Genomic DNA, 21,773 nt, shown 5'->3' on the forward strand with positions numbered 1-21,773 from the left:
CCCCAGACCCAGGGTGATTGAGCGATGCAAGAAGGCATAATGGAATTAATGTGGCGTACCTCGCATATGAGCGGGAGCAACGCCCATTACGTTGAAGAGCTTTACGAGCAATATCTTTCCGATCCCCAGTCTGTCCCCGATGAGTGGCGACAGTACTTCGACAGCCTCCCCGGCTATGATGGTGGCCCCTCCCGGGACGTTCCCCTTGCCCCGATTCGCGATCAGTTCTATCACCTTGCTCGTGAGCGGCGTTCACTGGCACCAGTGGCATCGGGTGGCGTTGAGAACGAAGAGACCAATCGCAAGCAGGTCCGTGTTCTTCAGCTGATCAACGCCTATCGGTTCCGAGGTCATCAAAAGGCCGATATTGATCCGTTGGGCCTGCGTGTTGCAGAAACCGTCCCTGACCTCGAACTCTCCTTTCACCAGCTCTCCGATGCCGACATGGATACCGAGTTTCAGACCGGTTCCCTGTTTATTGGCAAGGACAGTGCGCCGCTGAAGGAAATCATCCAGGCGCTCGAGCAGACCTATTGTCGCTCGATCGGTTGTGAGTTCATGCACATCGTGAATACCGAAGAAAAACGCTGGCTTGAACAGCGTTTTGAATCGGTCCGTTCCAGACCCGACTATCCGGCGGACGTGCGCAAGCACGTACTGGAGCGGTTGACGGCGGCAGAAGGTCTTGAAAACTATCTCGCCAGCCGGTATCCGGGTACCAAGCGCTTTGGTCTGGAAGGTGGCGAAAGCTTTATCCCGATGGTAGATGAGCTGATTCAGCGCTCGGGCAACTATGGGGTACGCGAAGTCGTTATCGGCATGGCGCACCGCGGTCGTCTCAATCTTCTGGTCAACATTCTCGGCAAGAGTCCGAGTGAGCTGATCGATGAGTTTGACGGCAAGAAGATGCTCGAACATGGCTCTGGTGATGTGAAATATCACCAGGGGTTCAGTTCCAATGTCATGACACCCGGTGGTGAAGTGCATCTGGCGCTGGCCTTCAACCCATCACACCTCGAGATCGTGACCCCGGTAGTCGAGGGATCGGTGCGTGCGCGTCAGGACCGTCGTGAAGACAGCGAAGGTGATCAGGTATTGCCGCTGGTGGTGCATGGTGATGCGGCTGTTGCCGGTCAGGGCGTCGTCATGGAAACCTTCCAGATGTCGCAGCTGCGCGGTTACAAGACCGGTGGTACGGTTCACGTTGTCATCAACAACCAGGTCGGTTTCACGACCTCTCGCCGTGATGATGCGCGCTCCACCGAATACTGCACCGATATCGCCAAGATGGTTCAGTCGCCGATTTTCCACGTAAACGGTGATGACCCTGATGCGGTGTTGCATGCGACTCAGGTGGCTATCGACTATCGCCAGCAGTTCAAGAAGGATGTGGTCATCGACCTCATCTGCTATCGCCGTCGTGGTCACAATGAGGCGGATGAGCCTTCCGGCACCCAGCCGCTGATGTATCAAAAGATCAAGAGTCATGACAGCTCACGCACGATCTATGCTCGCCGCCTGGTAGAAGAGGGTGTGCTGGATGAGGATGAGATCAAGGCATTGGTCGACGGTTATCGGGAAGATCTCGATAACGGTAATCACGTTGCCAATGCGCTCGTTCAGGAGCCCAACAGCAATCTCTTTGTTGACTGGACACCTTATCTGGGACATCGCTGGACCGGTGAGTCCGATACGTCCTTCGACCTCAAGCGTATGCAGGAACTGGCAACCAAGATGTGTGACATCCCGGATGATGTCGACACTCAGCGTCAGGTGGCCAAGGTCTATGAAGACCGACGCAAGATGGTCGCTGGTAGCCTCGGCATCAACTGGGGGTTTGCTGAAACCCTGGCCTACGCCACGCTGATCGATCAGGGGCATCCGATACGTCTGACGGGTCAGGACACCGGGCGAGGCACCTTCTCTCATCGACATGCGGTGGTACATAACCAGAAGGATGGTTCGATATGGACACCGCTTTGTCATCTCAAGCCCAATCAGCCCAGCTTCACCATTTATGACTCCTTCCTGTCCGAGGAAGGTGCCATGGCTTTTGAATACGGCTATGCCACGACCACGCCCAATGCCTTGATTGCCTGGGAGGCACAGTTCGGCGACTTCGCCAATGGTGCTCAGGTAGTGATCGATCAGTTCATCTCATCGGGCGAAACCAAATGGGGACGTCTGTGTGGTCTGACCCTGCTGTTGCCTCATGGCTATGAAGGTCAGGGTCCGGAGCACTCATCGGCACGTCTTGAGCGTTTTCTGCAGTTGTGCGCCGAAGAAAACATGCAGGTGTGCGTTCCGACCACGCCGGCACAGATTTTCCATCTGCTGCGCCGGCAGGTCATTCGTGGACTGCGCAAGCCGCTGATCATCATGTCCCCCAAGAGTCTTTTGCGTCACAAGGATGCGACTTCCTCTTTGGAGGATCTCTCTGATGGTCGTTTCCAGATGGTCATTCCGGATCAGGGCAAGCTTGAAGCTGAACAGGTTACACGTGTGATCTTCTGCTCCGGCAAGGTTTACTACGATCTTGCCACCTGGCGGGCGGAAAACGAGCGCTTCGATACTGCCATCATTCGTGTCGAGCAACTTTATCCATTCCCTGAAGAGTCGCTTTTTGCTGCCATCGAAAGCTATACCAATCTCGAGCGTGTGGTCTGGTGTCAGGAAGAGCCCAAGAATCAGGGCGCCTGGTATCAGAGTCAGCATCACATGAGAAAGGTAGCGGATCAGGTGAAATCCGGACTGGGAAGTGAGCTTGGCTTTGCAGGTCGTGCCGAATCGGCAGCGCCTGCCGCTGGATATATGGCAGTACATAGTGAGCAGCAGCGATCGCTGGTAGACAAGGCGTTCAACGGTTGAGCGCCTGAAAGCTCAGGAACATGAGTGCCGCGATTGCCGGCTACCGAGAGAAGAGGATATTAAGGAATAATCATGGCAACAGACATCAAGGCGCCAAGCTTTCCCGAATCCGTTGCGGAAGGGACCGTGGCTACCTGGCATAAGAAGCCGGGAGACAGTGTCTCGCGTGACGAACTGATTGTTGAAATCGAAACCGACAAGGTGGTGCTCGAAGTCGTCGCCCCGGCCGACGGCACGGTAGAGGAAATTACCGTTCAGGAAGGCGAGACCTGTGAGTCCGAGCAGGTACTGGGTCGTCTGGGCGAAGGTGGTCAGTCCTCACAGCAGAGCGGGAAAAAGGACGAGCAGAGCAAGGCATCTTCCGACAAGCCTGCCGAATCCAGCAAAAGCGGTGGCAAGTCGTCCGCCTCCAGCGCCTCGGTTGACGTCAAGGCACCTTCCTTCCCTGAATCCGTTCAGGAAGGCACTGTTGCCAGCTGGAACAAAAAGGTTGGTGAATCGGTCAAGCGCGACGAAGTGCTGGCCGAGATTGAAACCGACAAGGTAGTGCTGGAGGTGGTTGCACCTTCTGATGGCGCTCTGACCGAAATCCTTGCCGATGAAGGCAGCCAGGTCACCTCCGAACAGGTGCTGGCACGCTTTGGTGAAGGCAGCGGTGATGCGGCAGGTGCCTCTGCCGAATCCCGTGGCGATGACAGCCAGGCCGAGTCGGGCGATGCCAATGCCGAGCAGGACGAGAAGGTTGGTGACAAGGTACTTGCTCCGGCAGCCCGCAAGCTGGTGGCCGAACACAACCTTGATGTCAACAAAATCGAGGGCACCGGCAAGGGCGGCCGTATTCTGAAGGAAGATGTGCAAAAGGCCATTGAGGCCGGCAGTGCCAAAAAGGGTGGTGGCGAAAAGCCGGCGACCTCTTCTGGTACCGGTGTATCGCAAAAGGCCGCAGCGCCGGCAGGTGCGGCCATTCAGGGTGAACGTCCCGAACAGCGCGTGCCGATGAGTCGTCTGCGTCAGACCATCGCCAAGCGTCTGGTACAGGCACAGCAGACCGCTGCCATGCTCACCACCTACAATGAGGTGGACATGAGTGCGGTGATGGCGCTGCGCAGCCAGTACAAGGATGACTTCCTCAAGGCGCATGACGTGAAGCTCGGTTTCATGGGCTTTTTCGTCAAGGCCGCGACAGAGGCCCTTAAGCGCTTCCCGGACGTCAATGCCTCCATCGACGGTACTGATATTGTCTATCACGGCTATCAGGATATCGGTGTTGCCGTGTCCACGCCGCGTGGTCTGGTTGTTCCAGTGCTGCGTGATACGGATTCCATGAAGCTGGCCGACGTTGAAAAGACCATCGGTGACTTCGGCAAGCGTGGCCGTGACGGCAAGCTCGGCATTGAAGACATGCAGGGCGGCACCTTTACCATCACCAACGGCGGTATCTTTGGCTCGTTGATGTCGACGCCGATTCTCAATCCGCCGCAGACGGCCATTCTGGGTATGCACAAGATCCAGGAGCGTCCGATGGCGGTCAACGGCAAGGTCGAGATTCGCCCGATGATGTATCTGGCGCTTTCCTACGATCATCGCATGATCGATGGCAAGGACGCGGTCCAGTTCCTCGTGGCCATCAAGAGCCTGCTTGAGGATCCTGCGCGTTTTCTGCTTGACGTTTAAGCCTTCCAATCCCGCCCGGTCCTGCACCGGGCGGGCTGTTTTATACCGATCGCCGGCAATATGCAGGATGATCGACAATGAACCACACAGGGATACACATGGCTGACAAATTTGATGTCATCGTGATCGGCGCTGGCCCCGGAGGCTATGTTGCCGCAATTCGTGCAGCTCAGCTGGGCATGAAGGTTGCCTGCGTTGAAAAGTGGGTCAACAAGAGTGGCAAGACCGTACACGGTGGCACCTGTCTGAACGTGGGCTGCATTCCTTCCAAGGCGCTGCTGGAAACGTCTCACAAGTATGTCGAAGCTCGTGATGATTACAGCGAGCTGGGGATCGAAGTCAGTGACGTTCAGATGGACGTCAAAAAGATGATGGCTCGCAAGGAAAAGACCGTTGCCAACCTGACTGGCGGTATCAGCGCCCTGTTCAAGGCCAACGGTGTCACCGCACTTGAAGGCACCGGCAAACTGCTGCCCGGCAAAAAGGTTGAAGTCACCGGCCACGACGGCAACAGCGAAACCTATGAAGCTGAAAATGTGGTGATCGCTTCCGGCAGCGTTCCGGTCGAAATTCCGCCGGCCCCGCTGACCGAAGGCCTGATCGTTGACTCTTCCGGCGCTCTGGAATTTCAGGACGTGCCCAAGCGTCTTGGCGTCATCGGCGCTGGTGTTATCGGTCTTGAGCTGGGCAGTGTCTGGAATCGTCTGGGCAGTGAGGTCACTGTACTCGAGGCCATGGACAGCTTCCTGCCGGTGGTCGATGAGCAGATCGCCAAGGAAACCAAGAAGCTGCTCGGCAAGCAGGGCCTCGATATTCGCCTGGGTGCGCGCGTCACCGGCACTGATATCAAGGACAACGAAGTTGTCGTGAAGTACACCGACAGCAGCGGCGAGCAGGAGCAGACGTTCGACAAGCTGATCGTATGTGTTGGCCGTCGCCCCTATACCCAGAACCTGCTGGCTGATGGTACTGGCGTTGAGCTCGATGAGCGCGGTTTCATCCAGGTCGATGATACCTGCCAGACCAATGCGCCGGGCGTGTTTGCCATCGGTGATGTGGTCCGCGGCCCGATGCTGGCCCACAAGGGGTCGGAAGAGGGCATGATGGTTGCTGACATCATCCACGGTGAAAAGGCTCAGATGAACTATGACGCCATCCCCAGCGTCATCTACACCGCGCCTGAAGTCGCCTGGGTCGGCATGAGCGAGCAGCAGGCGAAGAAGGAAGGCTTCGAGGTCAAGTCAGGCGTCTTCCCGTTCTCGGCCAGCGGCCGCGCCATGGCCAACAATGCCACAGAGGGCATGGCCAAGGTCGTCACCGATGCCAGCACTGACCGCATTCTGGGTGTTCACATCATCGGTCAGCACGCCGGTGAACTGATTGCCCAGGGCGTGATTGCCATGGAGTTTGGTTCCAGTGCCGAAGATCTGGCACTGACCTGCTTTGCACACCCGACACTGTCCGAAGCTGTTCACGAAGCGGCGCTGGCAGTCGAAGGTCATGCCATTCATATGGCAAACCGTAAAAAGCGTTAATGCATCGACATTGACGTTAACCTCACTTCGGTCGTCGCCGGAGTGAATCGGGATGGGGTGACAGGCCTTCGGTCATCGCCCCATCAATCGAGTCCAATGCAACCAATGGCATGAGACGATGAATCTTCACGAGTATCAGTCAAAACAGTTATTTGCTGATTATGGTCTGCCGGTCTCCAAAGGGTACGCGGTAGATACCCCCGAAGAAGCAGCCAAGGCATGCCAGAAAATTGGCGGGGAACGCTGGGTAGTCAAGGCACAGGTACACGCCGGTGGTCGCGGCAAGGCAGGCGGTGTCAAGCTGGTCACCAGCCCCGAAGAAGCCAGCGCTTTCGCCGAGCAGTGGCTGGGCAAGAACCTTGTCACCTATCAGACGGATGAAAAGGGCCAGCCGGTCACAAAGATTCTGGTCGAAAACTGCACCGATATCGCCACCGAGCTGTATCTGGGTGCGGTAGTGGATCGTGGTTCACGTCGCATCGTGTTCATGGCCTCCACCGAAGGTGGTGTCGAGATCGAAAAGGTGGCTGAAGAGACACCGGAAAAGATCCTCAAGGCCGAAATCGATCCTCTGGTCGGGCCGCAGCCCTACCAGGCGCGTGAACTGGCGTTCAAGCTGGGCCTGAACAAGGAACAGATCAAGCAGTTCACCAAGATTTTCCTGGGTCTGGCAAAAATGTTTGCCGACAAGGATTTTGCACTGCTGGAGATCAACCCGCTGGTCATTACCGAAAGCGGCGATCTGCACTGCCTGGATGCCAAGATCAACCTGGACAGCAACGCGCTGTATCGTCATCCCGATCTTGAAGAGATGCGCGATCCCAGCCAGGAAGACGAGCGTGAAGCCAACGCCCAGAAGTGGGAACTCAACTACGTGGCGCTCGATGGCAACATTGGCTGCATGGTCAACGGCGCAGGCTTGGCCATGGGCACGATGGACATCATCAAGCTCTCCGGCGGTCAGCCGGCCAACTTCCTTGATGTTGGCGGCGGTGCTACCAAGGAACGTGTCGCGGAAGCGTTCAAGATCATCCTGTCCGATACCTCGGTAAAAGCCGTACTGGTCAATATCTTTGGCGGTATCGTGCGTTGCGACATGATTGCCGAAGGCATCATGGGTGCCGTAGAGCAGGTTGGTGTCAACGTGCCGGTCGTTGTTCGCCTTGAAGGCAATAACGCAGAGCTTGGCACGCAAAAGCTTGCCGATAGCGGCCTCAACATCATTGCAGCAACCAGCCTGACCGATGCGGCGCAGCAGGTGGTTAAAGCAGCGGAGGGCAAATAATGAGTATCCTGATTGACAAGAACACCAAGGTAATCTGCCAGGGATTTACCGGTGGTCAGGGCACGTTCCACTCGGAACAGGCCATCGAATACGGCACCAACATGGTCGGTGGCGTGACGCCGGGCAAGGGTGGTCAGACCCACCTTGGCCTGCCGGTGTTCAACACCGTTTCTGAAGCCGTTGAGCAGACCGGCGCAGAAGCGACCGTCATCTACGTACCGGCCGCCTTTTGCAAGGATTCGATCCTTGAAGCCGCCAATGCGGGCATCAAACTGATCATCTGTATCACTGAAGGCATTCCGACGCTGGACATGCTGGATGTGAAGGTCAAGTGTGACGAGCTCGGTGTGCGCCTGATTGGTCCCAACTGCCCGGGTGTCATCACGCCGGGCCAGTCCAAGATCGGCATCATGCCCGGCCACATCCACAAGCCCGGTCGTGTCGGTATCGTTTCTCGCTCCGGCACCCTGACCTATGAAGCGGTCAAGCAGACCACTGACCACGGCTTTGGTCAGTCTACCTGTGTCGGTATCGGCGGCGATCCGATTCCGGGCTCCAACTTCATCGATATCCTCGAGATGTTCGAGAAGGACCCGGCAACCGAAGCCATCGTCATGATCGGTGAAATCGGCGGTACGGCAGAAGAGGAAGCAGCTCAGTACATCAAGGAGCATGTGACCAAGCCGGTCGTCGCCTACATCGCGGGCGTCACTGCGCCCCCGGGCAAGCGCATGGGTCATGCTGGCGCCATCATTGCCGGCGGCAAGGGCACTGCGGACGACAAGTTCCAGGCGCTGGAAGCTGCAGGTGTTCGCACGGTGCGTTCGCTGGCTGAGATTGGCGACAAGCTCAAGGAAGCAACCGGCTGGTAATATCAGCAGGTGCACGTGAGCAAAAAGGGGGCCATCCGGCCCCCTTTTTTATGCGCGCTGAAAGTATCGAAAATCAAAGGTCTGAAGGTTTGGCTGCCTTGCGGCCTTCAAAAACCTTTTTCAGAAGCGGGCGCCCGGCCATCAGCATGAAGATGGGGGCGCCCGCGATGAGATAGAAGTAATAGGTCACTGCCCGCCAGATCAGGATGGCGGCAGCGGCGGTGCTCTGGCCCACCATGGGCGCGAGCAGTGCCGAGGAGGACAGCTCGGCGCCGCCGGCACCGCCTGGTAGCAGCGTCAGCTGACCGGCCGCCATGGAGAGCATCTGTACCAGGAAGGTCCACGCCCAGTCCAGATGTTGATTCAGTCCATAAAGCGTGACGAATAAAATACTGTAGCGCACGATCCAGTGGGCAATGCCCAGCCCAAAGGCCAGTGCCAGAGCCGAGCGAGGGAGCCGCAGGGTTTCGGTAAAGGCCTTCTTGAAGATCAGAATGCGCCTGACCATGGTCTGCTGTAGTCGCGGGCTGACCTTCATTTTGCTCAGCAGCCTGCCGGAGATCACCAGAAAGCGGCGATGGTAGAGCCCCATCAGGACCACACCCAGCAAAGCCAGACACAGCAGGGCCATCGGCAACACCAGCATCCAGCCCAGTCTGGCATCGATGGAGCGGGTAATGACATAGATCATCATGGCGATCATGGAACACAGAAAAAACAGCAGATCGATGATCTGATCCACGGCAAAAACGGCCGTGGTTTGTGCCGGGCGAACGCCACGACGGGTCAGCAGGGCGATCAGGGTAAGCGGGCCGCCGCTGCCCCCCGGGGTCGCGCAGATGGCAAATTCGGTGGCCATGACGGTTCCAGTGGCCCTCATCAATCCCATCTCACCGGCACGCCCGGCCAGCAAAACCCTGAGCTTGGCGCCGTTGAGCAGCCAGCACAGCAGTACCATGCCGAGCATCAGGGCAAAAATGCCGGGCGGAAAGCCGGGGAGCAGGTGCAGCAGATCGCGTCCGCCCAGCATCACGGGGATGGCCATGACGGCAAAAAGGCCTGCTACCAGCAGCCAGAGTGTTCTTTTCATGACGTTAACTGATCTGGAGGTGGGTCAAGTCTGAACATGTCACCACCGTATGGCAGTGATGCGTGCAAGGTCATGACGTCGCCGTGTTCATTGGTTTGGGATGTGATTGACGATGAAGCCAGCTGATTTTGGTGGTGGGTTGATACCCTTCCTCCAGCAGGCGACGGATCGTATCAATCCAGTAGCGTCGTGAAATGTCGTGGCGCATATCGACCGGATGCAGGCCCAGTCGAATCAGCGGTTCATGACGATGACGTCGGCGGGCCCGCTCGTTGACGACCCAGGACATGCCACGACGCCAGCGACTCCGTGCGCTCCAGACCAGCGAAGGCGCCTTGATGGCCGTGTAGTCCGGCAGCCGGTAAAGGTTTTCCGGGTCGCTGGTGTAGGTGAACCCTTGGGTTTTGAGTGCTCGACGCGCACCTTCACCCAAAAGCCAGGCCGGGGCGACAAAACCTTCCAGCGGCCAGTCTTCACGACGAAAGAGCTCGGCACCTCGTTCCAGGCGTTCAAGCGCCTCATCGTAGCCAATGGGGTAGAACTCGCCTTCGTAGGTATAGAGTCTGCGCATGAAATAATCGCGCGGTGTACGCGGGGGCGGTGCGTCATCGCAGTGATAGAAGCCGTGCAGCGCCAGCTCGTCACCACGTGCCATGCGCTGATGCAAAAGACGCAGCATGCCGGCATCTTCAAAGGTGTTGCTGCGATGATGAAAGTCAGGCACCACAAGCCAGGTCATGGGAATGTTGCCCATGCCATCGATCTCCTCGACAAAGGAGCGATAATCGGGCCAGGTGGCCGGCGCTATATCATGCAGTACCAGTGCGAATTCGCGATCAGCCATGTTGTACGCTCGCCTCGGCCGTCGTGCTGATGCCCAGCAGCTCTCGATAATGGTGCGTCACACCCTGCACCACAATGTTCCAGTCATGATGGCGCTCTACGTGCGCGCGTGCCTTTTGACCCATTACTCTGGCGTCGTTTTCAAACAGGGCATGAATGTTTTGTACCATGTCATCGCTGTCCAGTGGCTGACACAGCATGCCACAGCCTTCCGGTACGTTTTCTGCCAGAGCGCCGGCCCGGGTCGCCACGACCGGTATCCCGCAGGCCATGGCTTCCAGTACGACCAGACCAAAGGTCTCCTGCGTACCGGCATGCAGAAGGGCATCACTGCTGGCGAAATAGCGCGCGATTTCAGCGGTCGGGCAGAAGTGATTGATCACCGTGACGTTGTCCGGTACCTGAGTCGGCATGGAAGAGCCGACCAGCAGCAGATGGAAGGGAGGCGATGTGCCATTGGAGAGCTTTTGCATCGCTTCCAGCAGAATATGAAGATTCTTTTCCTGTGAGCCACGCCCGGCAAATACCAGCAGCCGAGTGTCCTCGGAAAGCCCCAGTTCGGTCTTGACGCTGTCGTCGCGAAGCGATGGGTGAAAGGTTTTTAGATCCACGCCCAGTGGCTGCACGCGAACGTTTTGAATACCAAGGCCTTCCAGACGCTGCGCCATGACGTTACTGGGGGCCAGCACCCGATCATAGTGGCCGTACAGCCGTTTGATGTAGGTATTGATCAGCGGACGCGACCAGTTGCCGAGTCGGTTGCTGATCATGGTCGGCAGATCGGAGTGATAAAAGGCCACCAGCGGGATATCAAGCTCGCGTGCTCCGGCAATGGCGGCCCAGCCCACCGTATAGGGGTCACCGGCCTCGATCAGATCCGGTCTGACATCGCGCAGGGCGCGACGCCACGGGCCTCGGGTCAGGGGGAAGCGATAGCCATTGCTGAACGGCAGAGGCGCCGCCGGCACATTGACCCGGTGGTCATCTTCCTGACGCGTATATGCCTCTCCCGGCACCAGCAGCGTATGTCGAATATCGTCGGTTGCGTTCAAACGGCGGCGTTTGGCATCGAGATAGGTACGCACGCCACCGCTGGATGGCGCATAAAACATGGTCATGTCGGCAATATGCACTACGCCGAACCCTCCTCGAACCGCACGTATTTGATCGGACAATGGATAACTGCCGGGCGCAGGTCACCAGCAGGCGCCCTAGTATAATGTGTCAATCTGATGACTGCCGCTGTAACGGGTAACAGACTGTAGTCGTCAGGCCGACAGCTGCTCGCCCTGATGATCAGGGCGAGCGTGTGGTTCAGGCAGGGCGTGCCACCAGCGACCGGGTCTCTTCACGGGCTTCAATCAGCACGACATTGAGCATGTCGCCCAGACGGTAGCGCAATTCACCGCCGATGGTAATCAGACCTTCCTTGTCATCGATGCTGACGGCGTCACGGTCGGTGTGCAGCATGGAAGCAGGGACAAAGGCCGAGGCACCGTTGGCGGGCAGGCGAACACGCAGGCCGCCGCGGCGAATGTCGACGATTTCGCCTTCAAAGGGTGTCTCGCTGGTCACGGCATCGGCCAGATAGCGGACATAGAGCCAGTCCTTGACGTCACGCTCTGCCATGCGGTTCAGGCGACGACGCTCGCTCAGGTGGTCGGTCACGGCCACTTCGGCTGCCTTGTCGTGCTCGGCGTCACCTCGCAGCACCTGCTTGATCAGGCGGTGATTGATCATGTCGCCGTATTTGCGGATCGGCGACGTCCAGGTGGCGTAGGCCGGCAGCCCCATGCCGAAGTGCGGGCCCGGTTCTGTCTGCATGACGCTATAGCCCTGAAAGCGGCGAAGGCGTGCATCAAGCCAGGCATCCTTGCGCTCATCGAGCTGATGGCGCAGTGTCCGCCAGGCGGCGATGTCGTTGAACTGTTCCTGGGTCGCCTCAACCGACTGGCTGGCCAGAAATGCCTGAGCCTGCTCGGCCTTTTCAGTGGCAATCCCCTGATGAACGTTGAAGATGCCATGGCCAACGTGCTCGCTGAGAAGGCCGGCGCAGCAGACGTTGGCCGCAATCATGGCCTCTTCCACCATGCGATGGCCGATGCGACGCTCTTCGGTGACGATATCAAGGACGTTGCCGGTGTCATCGAGCTTGAAGACGTAGTCGGGGCGGTCGGCAAAGACCAGCGCATGCTGCTGACGCCAGCTCTGGCGAGCCTGCGTCAGGCCGGCCAGCGCCTTGAGCTGCGCCTCGCCCTGTTCAAACATTGGCGTCCAGGCCGGTGTCGTGCCTGCCTCAAGCGCCTCGATGTAGTCAGAGACCTGCTCGTAGTTCAGGCGGGCCTTCGAGCGTACGGTAGCCGCTTCAAAGTGGTACTCACCGATGACGCCATCGGCACCGACTTCAAGCGTACAGACCAGCGCGGGCCGGTCTTCATCCTGCTTCAGCGAGCACAGGTCATCGGCCAGCGGCTCGGGCAGCATGGTGACGTTCTGACCCGGCAGATAGACGGTGAAGGCGCGCTGACGGGCCTCCTGGTCGACGCGATCACCCGGTTCGACATAGGCCGTGGGGTCGGCAATGGCGACCTTCATGCGGAAGCGACCGTTGTCCAGTGCTTCGACGCTGAGGGCATCGTCCATGTCGGTGGTCGTGGCGTTGTCGATGGTGAAAAAGGGCACATCGGTCAGATCACGACGTTCCAGACCTTCCTCACGCATTGGCCATTGATCACCGGCGTCGGGTGAGGCCTGCTCCAGCGCATGACGCGCCAGCGTGACCCGCCATGGGACGGACGGATGAGTCCCTTCGGCGATGATCTCATCGACCTGGACGAAAAAGCCGCGATCGTTTTCACGTAGCGGGTGGCGAAGCAGATGAACCACCACCCAGTCACCTTCGTTGAGCGAGCTCTCCTCGATACTGCGATGGGTGCGAGCCCGCAGCGCTGTATTGATGGAGGGATGATCAGGAATGACAGATAGACGCCCGTCACGCTTTTTGACGCGACCGATGAAGCGACTGAGTCCGGCTTCGATCAGACTTTCCGGCTCGACACTCTTGCGTTCTTTCTCCTCATTGAGCACGGCCTCGACACGATCACCGTGTACAACCTGCTTCATGGCGGGGGCGGCACGAAAAAGGACTGGCCGTCGTCGGTTTCCAGAAAGCCGTAGCCCTTGTCGGTGGCCTTGATCACACCGGTCACGCGGGGCGTTTTTTCACGGATCTGTTGCTTGAGCTGGGCGAGCTGGCTGTTGTTCGAGAGCATCTCGTTAATCGGTTGGGGAATCGGGGGCCCACTATAAGGCCTCACAGGAGCCGGTGAAAGAGGCACCCTTGCCACTTGATGGTGGCAAGGGCCGCCACGTTATCCCAGCACCTGGTCGATGGGATGGTCACCCTCGAGCAAAACAATCTCTTCAGGGGCGGAGGTCTGACGTTTGAGCAGCGTCAAAATGGCGGTCGCAACATTGTCACGCGAGACGTCACCGGTGCTCGCTCTGCTCTGATCGGTTTCGATGTGACCGGTGCCGGGGTCGTCACTGAGCCGACCCGGCCGCAGGATGACATGTTCAAGGCCCGAGGCCTGCAGGTAGGCGTCTGCCGCGCGCTTGGCCACCAGGTAGGGCCTGAGTTTCTCGGGGCCCTTGAGCGGGTCGACGTGCAGCGTGCTGACCATGAGAAACCGGCGAATACCATGCTCCCGGGCCAGATCAACGGCGCGCATGGCACCGTTGAGATCCACCATCAGGGTATGGTCCAGCCCGGTGGCCCCACCGGAGCCGGCGGTAAAGACCACCTGATCGCAGCCCTCGAAGACGTGATCCATATCGCCGGTCAGATCGCCCATGACAGTCTCGACGCCGATCGAGTCAAAAAAGGTATTTTGTTGCTCGTCACGTACCATGGCACGTACGGCGTGACCGCTTTGGGCGGCCTGTTCGCAAAGGCGTCGACCAATCTGGCCATTGGCACCGATGATTAATGTGGTCATGACGGATACCTCTTGTCTGGGAATCTTGTCCGAGGGAGCTGCAAACCTTGCCTGAAGGCAAGGCAGCGCTGAAGATACATTCTTATTGAGTTGGGGTGTCGTAAGCGGATATCAATCGGAACACTTCAGCGCATGACATGAATGGGCACAATGGGACATGGGCGATGACACTTGAAGGCAACATACTGACGCCGGAGGGGTGGTTCAAGGGTGAGCTGATGCTCCGACGGGGTCGAATCGTCGGCATCAGCGGAGCGCCGGTGAACCCTGATGACAATGATGCCCCGCGAATCATTCCGGGGTTTATCGATCTGCACGTTCATGGCGGTGGTGGTGCCGATCTCATGGAAGGTGGACAGTCTCTGGCCGTGCTGGCCCGCACGCATGCCCGCTTTGGCACGACCAGTCTGCTGGGTACCAGCATGACGGCCTCGCGCGAAGCGCTGATCAAGGCTTTCCAGGATGCCGGAAGGGTCCTGGCCTCACCGCCCGAACAGGCCGCCGACATCCTGGGCATGCATCTTGAGGGGCCCTTCATCAGCCCGGATATGCTGGGTGCTCAGCCTCCCCATGCCCGGCCAGGTACACTTGAGGCGTTTGATGAGCTCAATGCTCTGGCGCCCATTCGGGTCATTACCATCGCACCGGAAATCGAGGGGCACATGGCCCTGATCGAAGTGCTGGCCGGCCGGGGTGTCAGGGTTCAACTGGGCCACACCGCGGCCACACATGATCAGTGTGTCGAAGCGCTTCGCCTGGGCGCCCGAGGATTTACCCATCTTTATAATGCCATGAGCGGTCTGCACCACCGTGCACCCGGCGTGGTGGGAGCGGCGCTGGCGCATGCCGACTACGCCGAGGTGATCGGTGATCTGATTCATGTCGAACCCGGTGGCGTACTGGCCGCACGTCGTGCCATACCGCACCTTTATGTGGTGACCGATGCCACGGCCGCCGCCGGCATGCCAGATGGTGAATATCGGCTGGGTGAGCATCGGGTGTTCAAGCGCGGCAACAGTGTTCGACTGGCCGAGGGGGGCCTGGCCGGCAGTGCCCTGACCATGGATGTGGCGCTGCGTAATCTGATCGGTCTGGGACTGACGCTGGCGGAAGCGTCCCAGCGCCTGTCGCTGTGGCCGGCTCGTTATCTGGGCTTGAGCGATCGTGGTGTGCTGGCGCCGGGCCATCGAGCCGATATCGTGATGCTCGACTCGGATCTCGAGGTCCAGCAGGTGTGGGTCGGTGGTCATGAGGTGCTTCAGTGACCTGTACCTTCCTTTTTGACCCTTGCCCGGGAGAGCCATCATGTCCCTGATGCGTGACGAGGCGCTGAGTGCGCCACAACGAATTGCCGAGCAGGTGCGCATCAATCGCGACACCATGGTGCAGCTGGGCGAAGTGCTGCGTCATCAAACGTTTCACGCCGGCATGACGGTAGCTCGTGGGAGCTCGGATCATGCGGCCGGCTATTTTGCCCGACTGATGATGCAGATGACCGGGCAACCCTGTGCCTCTTTGCCGCTGTCACTGTGTACGCTGGACAATACCGCCTGGCAGCTTGATGGCACCCTGTCCCTGTCCGTGTCGCAATCCGGACGCAGCTTTGATCTGATCGAGGCACAAAAGGCTCTGAAAGGTGGCGGTGCCCTGGCACTTGCCATGGTCAATGCCGTGGATTCGCCGCTGGCCCACGGCGCTGATCACGTGATCGACCTGCAGGCCGGGGAAGAAAAAAGCGTTGCGGCGACCAAAAGCTTTCTGGCCACACTCTCGGCCAGTGCGTCACTGATGGCCCACTGGCGGCAGGATAAATCCCTGCTGGACGCGCTGGACGCGCTGCCGGAGTCGCTGGCACAGGCCTGTCGTCTTGATTGGAGCCAAGGCGTGGAAGCACTGCATGACGTGGACAGGCTTTTGGTTATCGGTCGCGGTGCCGGCCTGCCCATCGCTCAGGAAGCTGCGCTCAAGTTCAAGGAAACCTGCGTCATTCAGGCCGAAGCCTTCAGCGGCGCCGAGATTCAGCACGGGCCAATGGCGCTGGTCGGGCGCGATTATCCTGTGCTGATTCTGGCGCCAGGGGGGCGCGCTCAGAAAGGGCTGGTCGAGCTGTCCGACACCTTCCGCGCGCGGGGCGCGCGAGTACTGCTGGCCGCGGATGCTTCGGTCACCTCGCGGGATCTCACCATTGCTGACGCGTCTCATGAAGCCCTGGCGCCACTTTGTGCCATTCAGAGCTTTTATCTGATGATTGAGGCGCTGTCGTGCGCAACGGGGCATGATCCCGACCGACCCGAATTTCTCAACAAGGTCACGCAGACGCGCTGACTGCCTGACTGCGTGAAGTTTCAAAGGATGGCCATGACGACGCCCGCCATGACAATGACAACAGGACCCTCTCATGTCCGAGACCGCTGATCCGATGCTGGCCAGCACGCCGCTTTATGCGCCTCTTAAAGCGGTGCTGGTACCGCTTGACCAGGTGCCTGATCCTGTCTTTGCCCAGCAGACCATGGGGCCGGGCATCGCGCTCGAGCCTCTGGAGTCCCAGCTCTTTGCGCCCTGTGATGGGGAAATCGTGCATCTGGCGCGCACCCACCACGCTCTGACCCTCAAGACCGATCAGGGCTGCGATCTTCTGATTCATCTGGGCCTTGATACCGTGGACCTGGAAGGTGAAGGCATCACCGTGCATGTCGCACCGGGAGATCGCGTCCATCGGGGCGATCTGCTGTGGGAGTTTGATGCGGATCTGCTGGCCTGCCGGGCGTTGAGTCTCATTACGCCGCTGGTGGTGACCAGCAACGACCGATGGCGCTGTGAGTTGATGGATGCACCTGTGGGACGTGTGATCGAGCGGGGTGCCGAGTTGATGATGCTGGTAGCCACCTCGCAGGCATCGCCCACCGGGAAGGAGGGTGGCGGCAATAATGAATACCGCGAGCAGGTCACACTGGCGCTGGCAGCAGGGCTGCATGCGCGCCCGGCCGCGCGTCTTCGCGCCATTGCCCGAGCGCACGGTTGCACCCTGGTGCTGGAGCGCGGTGAACATCAGGCCGATGCTGCCAGCCTGACGGCCTTGATGGGCCTTTCCCTGCGCCATGGCGATACGCTGGATGTTATTGCGCGCGGTGCGGATGCTGCTGCAGCCCTTGGAGAAGCCGCAGCCCTTTTGACCACGCCGGAAGCCGTCGAGGATGATCCCGCCCACGATGAGTCGGCAGATGACAGGGCTGACACCGTGCCAACGGGGGATGACACCACCTGTCACGGTCTGATGGCCAGCCCGGGACTTGCCGTAGGCCCGCTGATACGTTTTGGGCGTTCACGCATCGAGATCAATGCTGACCGTGAGGAGGATGCAGAGGCTACCGAACGGGCGCTAGTGCAGGCGATCAATACGCTCAACGACACGCTGGCCACTGATATCGAGCAGGCGCGCCATCAGGGACGCCGCGAAGAAGCCGATATTCTGGAGGCGCATCAGGCCTGGCTGGATGATCCTGCTTTGCGTGAGGAGAGTCTGGCGTATATTCGGGCCGGGCGCAGCGCCGCCTTTGCCTGGCGGGAAGTGCTGGAAAGTCGCATCAATGAGCTGCGCCGCAGTCAGAGTCAGTTGCTGGCGGCACGTGCCGATGACCTGCGGGATCTGCAGGAGCGTCTGGTGGCGCTATTGGTGCCGGAGGCGGCCGCATTGGGTCACATCGAGATCGCGCCGGGCGCCATCGTGATGTTCGAAGAGATTACGCCATCGCAGCTGCTGGCGCTGGACCGTGTCTCGCCCGCCGGACTCTGTCTGGCAGGTGGGGGTACAACCTCGCACGTGGCGCTGCTGGCGCGCGCCCGGGGATTGCCCTGCCTGGCCGCCATGGGCGCAGAACTTGTAGAGGTGATGGACCGCCAGGACGGCAGTGACGTGATTCTGGATGCAGACAGGGGATCCTTGATTTTCAAACCTGCTCCGGACCAGCTCATCGAGGCCCGTGAGAGCGTCGAACAGAACCGGATACGGGCCGCGGCCGAGCAGCAAATGGCGCACGAGTCGGCGCGCACGATCGATGATGTGCCCATCGAGGTTTGTGCCAATGTGGCAGGGCAGGAAGAAGCGCGCGCCGCGTTTGATGCCGGCGCCGATGGCATTGGCCTGATGCGCAGCGAATTTCTCTTTATGGCGCATGCGCAGGCACCGGATCAGCAGACACAGCGCAGGAGTTATCAGCAGGCGCTGGACGCCATGGGTGCGCACCGGGTCATTATCCGTACGCTGGATGTTGGTGCCGACAAGCAGCTCGATTATCTGTCGCTGCCTTCGGTCCCCAATCCGGCGCTGGGCACGCGCGGTGTTCGCCTGATGGCGCGTCATCAGGCGCTGCTGGACGTTCAACTGCGTGCACTGCTTGAGGTCAGGCCGCTGGATCGTCTTCGTATCATGGTGCCGATGGTGTGTGATGCGGCAGAGCTTGTGGCCGTACGTGAGCGCATCGAGGCTCTGGCAGGTGAGATGAACCTTGACGGTCGGCCCGAACTGGGGGCGATGATCGAGGTGCCTGCTGCCGCCGTATGCGCCGATCAGATTGCCCGCGTGGCAGATTTTCTCTCCATCGGGACCAATGACCTGACCCAGTACACCCTGGCCATGGACCGCGAGGACCCGGATCTGGCCGGGCGGGCCGATGTGCTGCACCCAGCCGTACTGCGATTGATCGACCTGACCGTCAAGGGGGCCGCCAGTCACCGATGCCCGGTGGGCGTGTGCGGTGCTGCTGCAGGCGATCCGCAGGGCTGGGCGGCGCTGGTCGCCCTTGGCGTTGACGAGTTATCGGTGGAGCCTGCACGCGTCGCCGCCGTCAAGGCCGGTATCCGACGACTGGACCGCGCGGCGCTGGCCCGAGCATTACGTGGATGGCTCGATGAACCGATCGACAGTGTCACGCTGCGACAGCGCCTTGAGCAGTGGCTGAACGAGACGACTGCCAACAACAATGACAGGGGAGCACCTGACGATGCGATTTGATCCCATGGGGGCGCTTCAGCAGCTGGGCCGCTCTCTGATGCTGCCGATTGCGGTACTGCCGATTGCGGGGCTTTTGCTGCGCATGGGCCAGCCCGATCTGCTGGACATTGCCTTCATTGCCCAAGCGGGCAATGCCATTTTTGAACATCTGCCGCTGATCTTTGCCATCGGCGTGGCGGTGGGCATCGCCGATGACAGCAACGGCGCCGCGGGGCTTGCCAGTGCGATCGGCTACCTGGTGATCACGGCGGTGCTTGAAGCCCTCAATCCCGACATCAACATGGGGGTGCTGGCCGGTATTATCGCAGGCGTCGTGGCCGGGCTCTGGTATAACCGCTGCAAGAACATCGCGCTGCCCGACTATCTGGCCTTTTTTGCCGGGCGGCGTTTTATTCCGATTGTGACCGGTCTGACGGCCCTGGCGCTGGGATGGCTTCTTGGCTGGGTATGGCCGCCAGTGCAGCACGCCATCGATCTGAGCGGTCAATGGATGATCGACTCCGGTGAGCTGGGGCTTTTTGTCTACGGCGCCCTCAATCGTCTATTGATCGTGACCGGGCTGCATCACGTGCTTAACTCGCTGGTGTGGTTTGTGTTTGGCAACTATGAAGGCGCCACCGGTGATCTGCATCGGTTCTTTGCCGGAGACCCCAATGCTGGCAGCTTCATGGCAGGATTTTTCCCGGTGATGATGTTCGGCCTGCCGGCGGCCGCGCTTGCGATGTATCACACCGCCGCAAGGGATCAGCGCGCCCGGGTCGGGGGCATGCTCTTTTCACTGGCGCTGACGGCCTTTCTGACCGGTATCACCGAGCCGCTGGAATTTACCTTTATCTTTCTCGCGCCGGCACTCTACGCAGTGCACGCCGTGCTGACCGGCGTTTCAATGGCACTGATGAGCTGGCTGGGTGTGAAGCTGGGCTTTACCTTTTCGGCCGGCACCTTTGATTATCTGCTCTCCTATGGTCTCTCCAGCCGTGGCTGGTTGCTGATCCCGGTCGGGCTTTTGTACGCGGTGCTGTATTACATGATCTTTCGCTGGGCCATCGTGCGTTTCGATCTGAAAACGCCGGGGCGTGAGGACGTGTCTCAGGCAGTGGTGGTCGAAGACAATGGAGAAGCGCCGGCGCGCGGCCCTGCCTTTATCAGGGCGCTGGGCGGTGGTGACAATCTGACCTCGGTCGGGGCCTGCACCACGCGGCTGCGGCTGGTGGTGCAGGATGTCGAGAAAATTGATGAGGCCACACTCAAGGGGCTGGGTGCCAGAGGCGTACTCAAGCTCAAGGGCGGTCACCTGCAGGTGGTGATGGGGCCAATAGCCGACGGCGTGGCCGAGGATATCCGCGCGGCCATGAAGGCCCGCGGCAAGGCGGTCGAGGTGCCGGAGACGGCCCGAACCATGGCGCCGTCTGCCGAGCAGCCCGCGTCCGCCCAGACGTCGATGAAGGATGCCGATCTCTCTCGCTGGCTCGAGGCGCTGGGCGGTGTGGGGAATTTGCGTCGCAGCGAACTGGTGGCGCTGTCACGCGTGCGCCTTGAAGTCGAAGCGTCGTCACAACTTGATCACAGCGCGCTGTCCTCGCTGGGCGCGGCCGGAGTGCAGCCGCTGGGCGATCACTGTCTGCATCTGATTCTGGGTGAGCAGGCCTGGATCGTGGCGCAGCAGCTCGCAGCAGAGATTCAGCGCAATGGCCGCTGATGACATGCTGCTGGCAGGGGTGGATGGCGGTGGCAGTGGTACCCGGTTGAGGGCGCAGTGGCAGGGCCGTTGTGTCGAAGTCACGGGTGGCCCCTCCGGGCTGGCGCTGGGGGTGACTCAGGCTTGGCATACCATTCTTGATCTGCTGAAAAGTGCGCAGCAGGCACTGGACATCGATTTGCCTACCCATCAGTGTCGACTGGCACTGGGATTGGCCGGCGCCAATCAGTGGGCGTGGCGAGATGCCTTTATGCAGGCTGCGCCGGCATTGGCAGGCCTGAGGCTGGAAAGCGATGCCTTCACCACTCTTGTGGGGGCGCATCGTGGGCAGCCAGGAGCCATTATCGCCCTGGGCACCGGCAGTGTGGGTGAGGCGCTGCACAATGATGGTCGACGCGTCAGCGTGGGTGGCTATGGCTTTCCATCCGGGGATGAGGCCAGTGGTGCCTGGCTGGGCCTGCGGGCGAGTCGCCATGCCCAGCATGCGCTGGATGGCCGCGTTTCTCCGGATGATTTTTCCCGCGCGCTGTGCGAGGCAATGTCGTCGCTTTCAACAGCGCCCGTCACCTGTGCCGCCACGCTGACGCACTGGCTTTCAAGCGCAGACCAGACCCGCTTTGCCGCGCTGGCACCGGTGGTTATCGAATACGGTGATCATCCGGCCGCCCAGGCACTGCTGGATCAGGCCGGTAAGGATATCGCGCTGATGTACCAGGCGCTGGATCAGGATAGACAGCTGCCGCTGTCCCTGTGTGGCGGTCTGGCCGCAGCACTGAATCCTCGTGTACCGGAAACACTCAAACACCGGCTGGTGCCTGCTCAGGGTGCCAGCGTTGACGGGGCATTACAGCTGGCAGGCGAGCTGTGCCCGTCATGACCGGGCTGGCAGACAGCTGCC

At 59.8% G+C, this 21,773-nt stretch carries 14 protein-coding genes and 1 pseudogene; 10 read left to right on the plus strand and 5 right to left on the minus strand.

The features are described from left to right. Positions 1-24 precede the first annotated feature (24 nt). The 5 genes from B9G99_RS12885 to sucD all read left to right on the plus strand — a co-directional run bounded on the left by B9G99_RS12885 (position 25) and on the right by sucD (position 8,234). Positions 25-2,868 (plus strand): 2-oxoglutarate dehydrogenase E1 component, encoded by a 2,844-nt coding sequence (locus tag B9G99_RS12885; protein WP_086622516.1) that lies wholly within the window; start codon positions 25-27, stop codon positions 2,866-2,868. Positions 2,869-2,940: 72 nt separating this feature from the next. After that, a complete protein-coding gene (odhB, locus tag B9G99_RS12890) occupies positions 2,941-4,542 on the plus strand; it encodes a 2-oxoglutarate dehydrogenase complex dihydrolipoyllysine-residue succinyltransferase (protein ID WP_086622517.1) in 1,602 nt (533 codons plus the stop codon). A 98-nt stretch (positions 4,543-4,640) separates the two neighbouring features. Next, positions 4,641-6,077, plus strand: coding sequence for a dihydrolipoyl dehydrogenase (gene lpdA / locus B9G99_RS12895; RefSeq protein WP_086622518.1), 1,437 nt, complete (start codon positions 4,641-4,643; stop codon positions 6,075-6,077). A 118-nt stretch (positions 6,078-6,195) separates the two neighbouring features. Beyond that, positions 6,196-7,362: an ADP-forming succinate--CoA ligase subunit beta gene (sucC, locus tag B9G99_RS12900; RefSeq protein WP_086622519.1), complete on the plus strand. Its 1,167-nt coding sequence runs from the start codon at positions 6,196-6,198 to the stop codon at positions 7,360-7,362. Next, positions 7,362-8,234, plus strand: coding sequence for a succinate--CoA ligase subunit alpha (gene sucD / locus B9G99_RS12905; RefSeq protein ID WP_086622520.1), 873 nt, complete (start codon positions 7,362-7,364; stop codon positions 8,232-8,234). Before sucC ends, sucD begins: the two co-directional genes overlap by 1 nt. A gap of 73 nt (positions 8,235-8,307) precedes the next feature. Here sucD and B9G99_RS12910 read toward each other — a convergent pair whose 3' ends face one another. From B9G99_RS12910 to B9G99_RS12930, 5 genes and pseudogenes are all read right to left on the minus strand, one after another. Next, on the minus strand, positions 8,308-9,324 hold the full coding sequence (locus tag B9G99_RS12910) for a lysylphosphatidylglycerol synthase transmembrane domain-containing protein (protein WP_086622521.1): 1,017 nt from the start codon (positions 9,322-9,324) through the stop codon (positions 8,308-8,310). Between the two features lie 70 nt (positions 9,325-9,394). Then, complete coding sequence (locus B9G99_RS12915; RefSeq protein ID WP_086622522.1) at positions 9,395-10,168, minus strand: DUF2334 domain-containing protein; 774 nt, start codon at positions 10,166-10,168, stop codon at positions 9,395-9,397. Then, positions 10,161-11,300 (minus strand): glycosyltransferase family 4 protein, encoded by a 1,140-nt coding sequence (locus tag B9G99_RS12920; RefSeq protein WP_086622523.1) that lies wholly within the window; start codon positions 11,298-11,300, stop codon positions 10,161-10,163. The genes B9G99_RS12915 and B9G99_RS12920 overlap by 8 nt, the downstream gene beginning before the upstream one ends. 181 nt (positions 11,301-11,481) lie before the next feature. Further along, positions 11,482-13,439, minus strand: a pseudogene (locus B9G99_RS12925) (exoribonuclease II). A gap of 99 nt (positions 13,440-13,538) precedes the next feature. Then, positions 13,539-14,165: an SDR family oxidoreductase gene (locus tag B9G99_RS12930; protein ID WP_086622524.1), complete on the minus strand. Its 627-nt coding sequence runs from the start codon at positions 14,163-14,165 to the stop codon at positions 13,539-13,541. Between the two features lie 164 nt (positions 14,166-14,329). Here B9G99_RS12930 and nagA point away from each other — a divergent pair, with 164 nt between their 5' ends. The 5 genes from nagA to B9G99_RS12955 all read left to right on the plus strand — a co-directional run bounded on the left by nagA (position 14,330) and on the right by B9G99_RS12955 (position 21,752). Beyond that, a complete protein-coding gene (gene nagA / locus B9G99_RS12935; protein ID WP_086622525.1) occupies positions 14,330-15,430 on the plus strand; it encodes an N-acetylglucosamine-6-phosphate deacetylase in 1,101 nt (366 codons plus the stop codon). A 40-nt stretch (positions 15,431-15,470) separates the two neighbouring features. Beyond that, positions 15,471-16,490 (plus strand): SIS domain-containing protein, encoded by a 1,020-nt coding sequence (locus B9G99_RS12940; RefSeq protein WP_086622526.1) that lies wholly within the window; start codon positions 15,471-15,473, stop codon positions 16,488-16,490. A gap of 73 nt (positions 16,491-16,563) precedes the next feature. Beyond that, a complete protein-coding gene (gene ptsP / locus B9G99_RS12945; RefSeq protein ID WP_086622527.1) occupies positions 16,564-19,176 on the plus strand; it encodes a phosphoenolpyruvate--protein phosphotransferase in 2,613 nt (870 codons plus the stop codon). Then, positions 19,166-20,875: an N-acetylglucosamine-specific PTS transporter subunit IIBC gene (gene nagE / locus B9G99_RS12950; protein WP_086622528.1), complete on the plus strand. Its 1,710-nt coding sequence runs from the start codon at positions 19,166-19,168 to the stop codon at positions 20,873-20,875. Before ptsP ends, nagE begins: the two co-directional genes overlap by 11 nt. After that, positions 20,865-21,752: a glucosamine kinase nucleotide-binding domain-containing protein gene (locus B9G99_RS12955; RefSeq protein WP_086622529.1), complete on the plus strand. Its 888-nt coding sequence runs from the start codon at positions 20,865-20,867 to the stop codon at positions 21,750-21,752. Before nagE ends, B9G99_RS12955 begins: the two co-directional genes overlap by 11 nt. Positions 21,753-21,773: the final 21 nt, after the last annotated feature.

This window comes from Kushneria konosiri, assembly GCF_002155145.1.
GTDB lineage: Bacteria > Pseudomonadota > Gammaproteobacteria > Pseudomonadales > Halomonadaceae > Kushneria > Kushneria konosiri.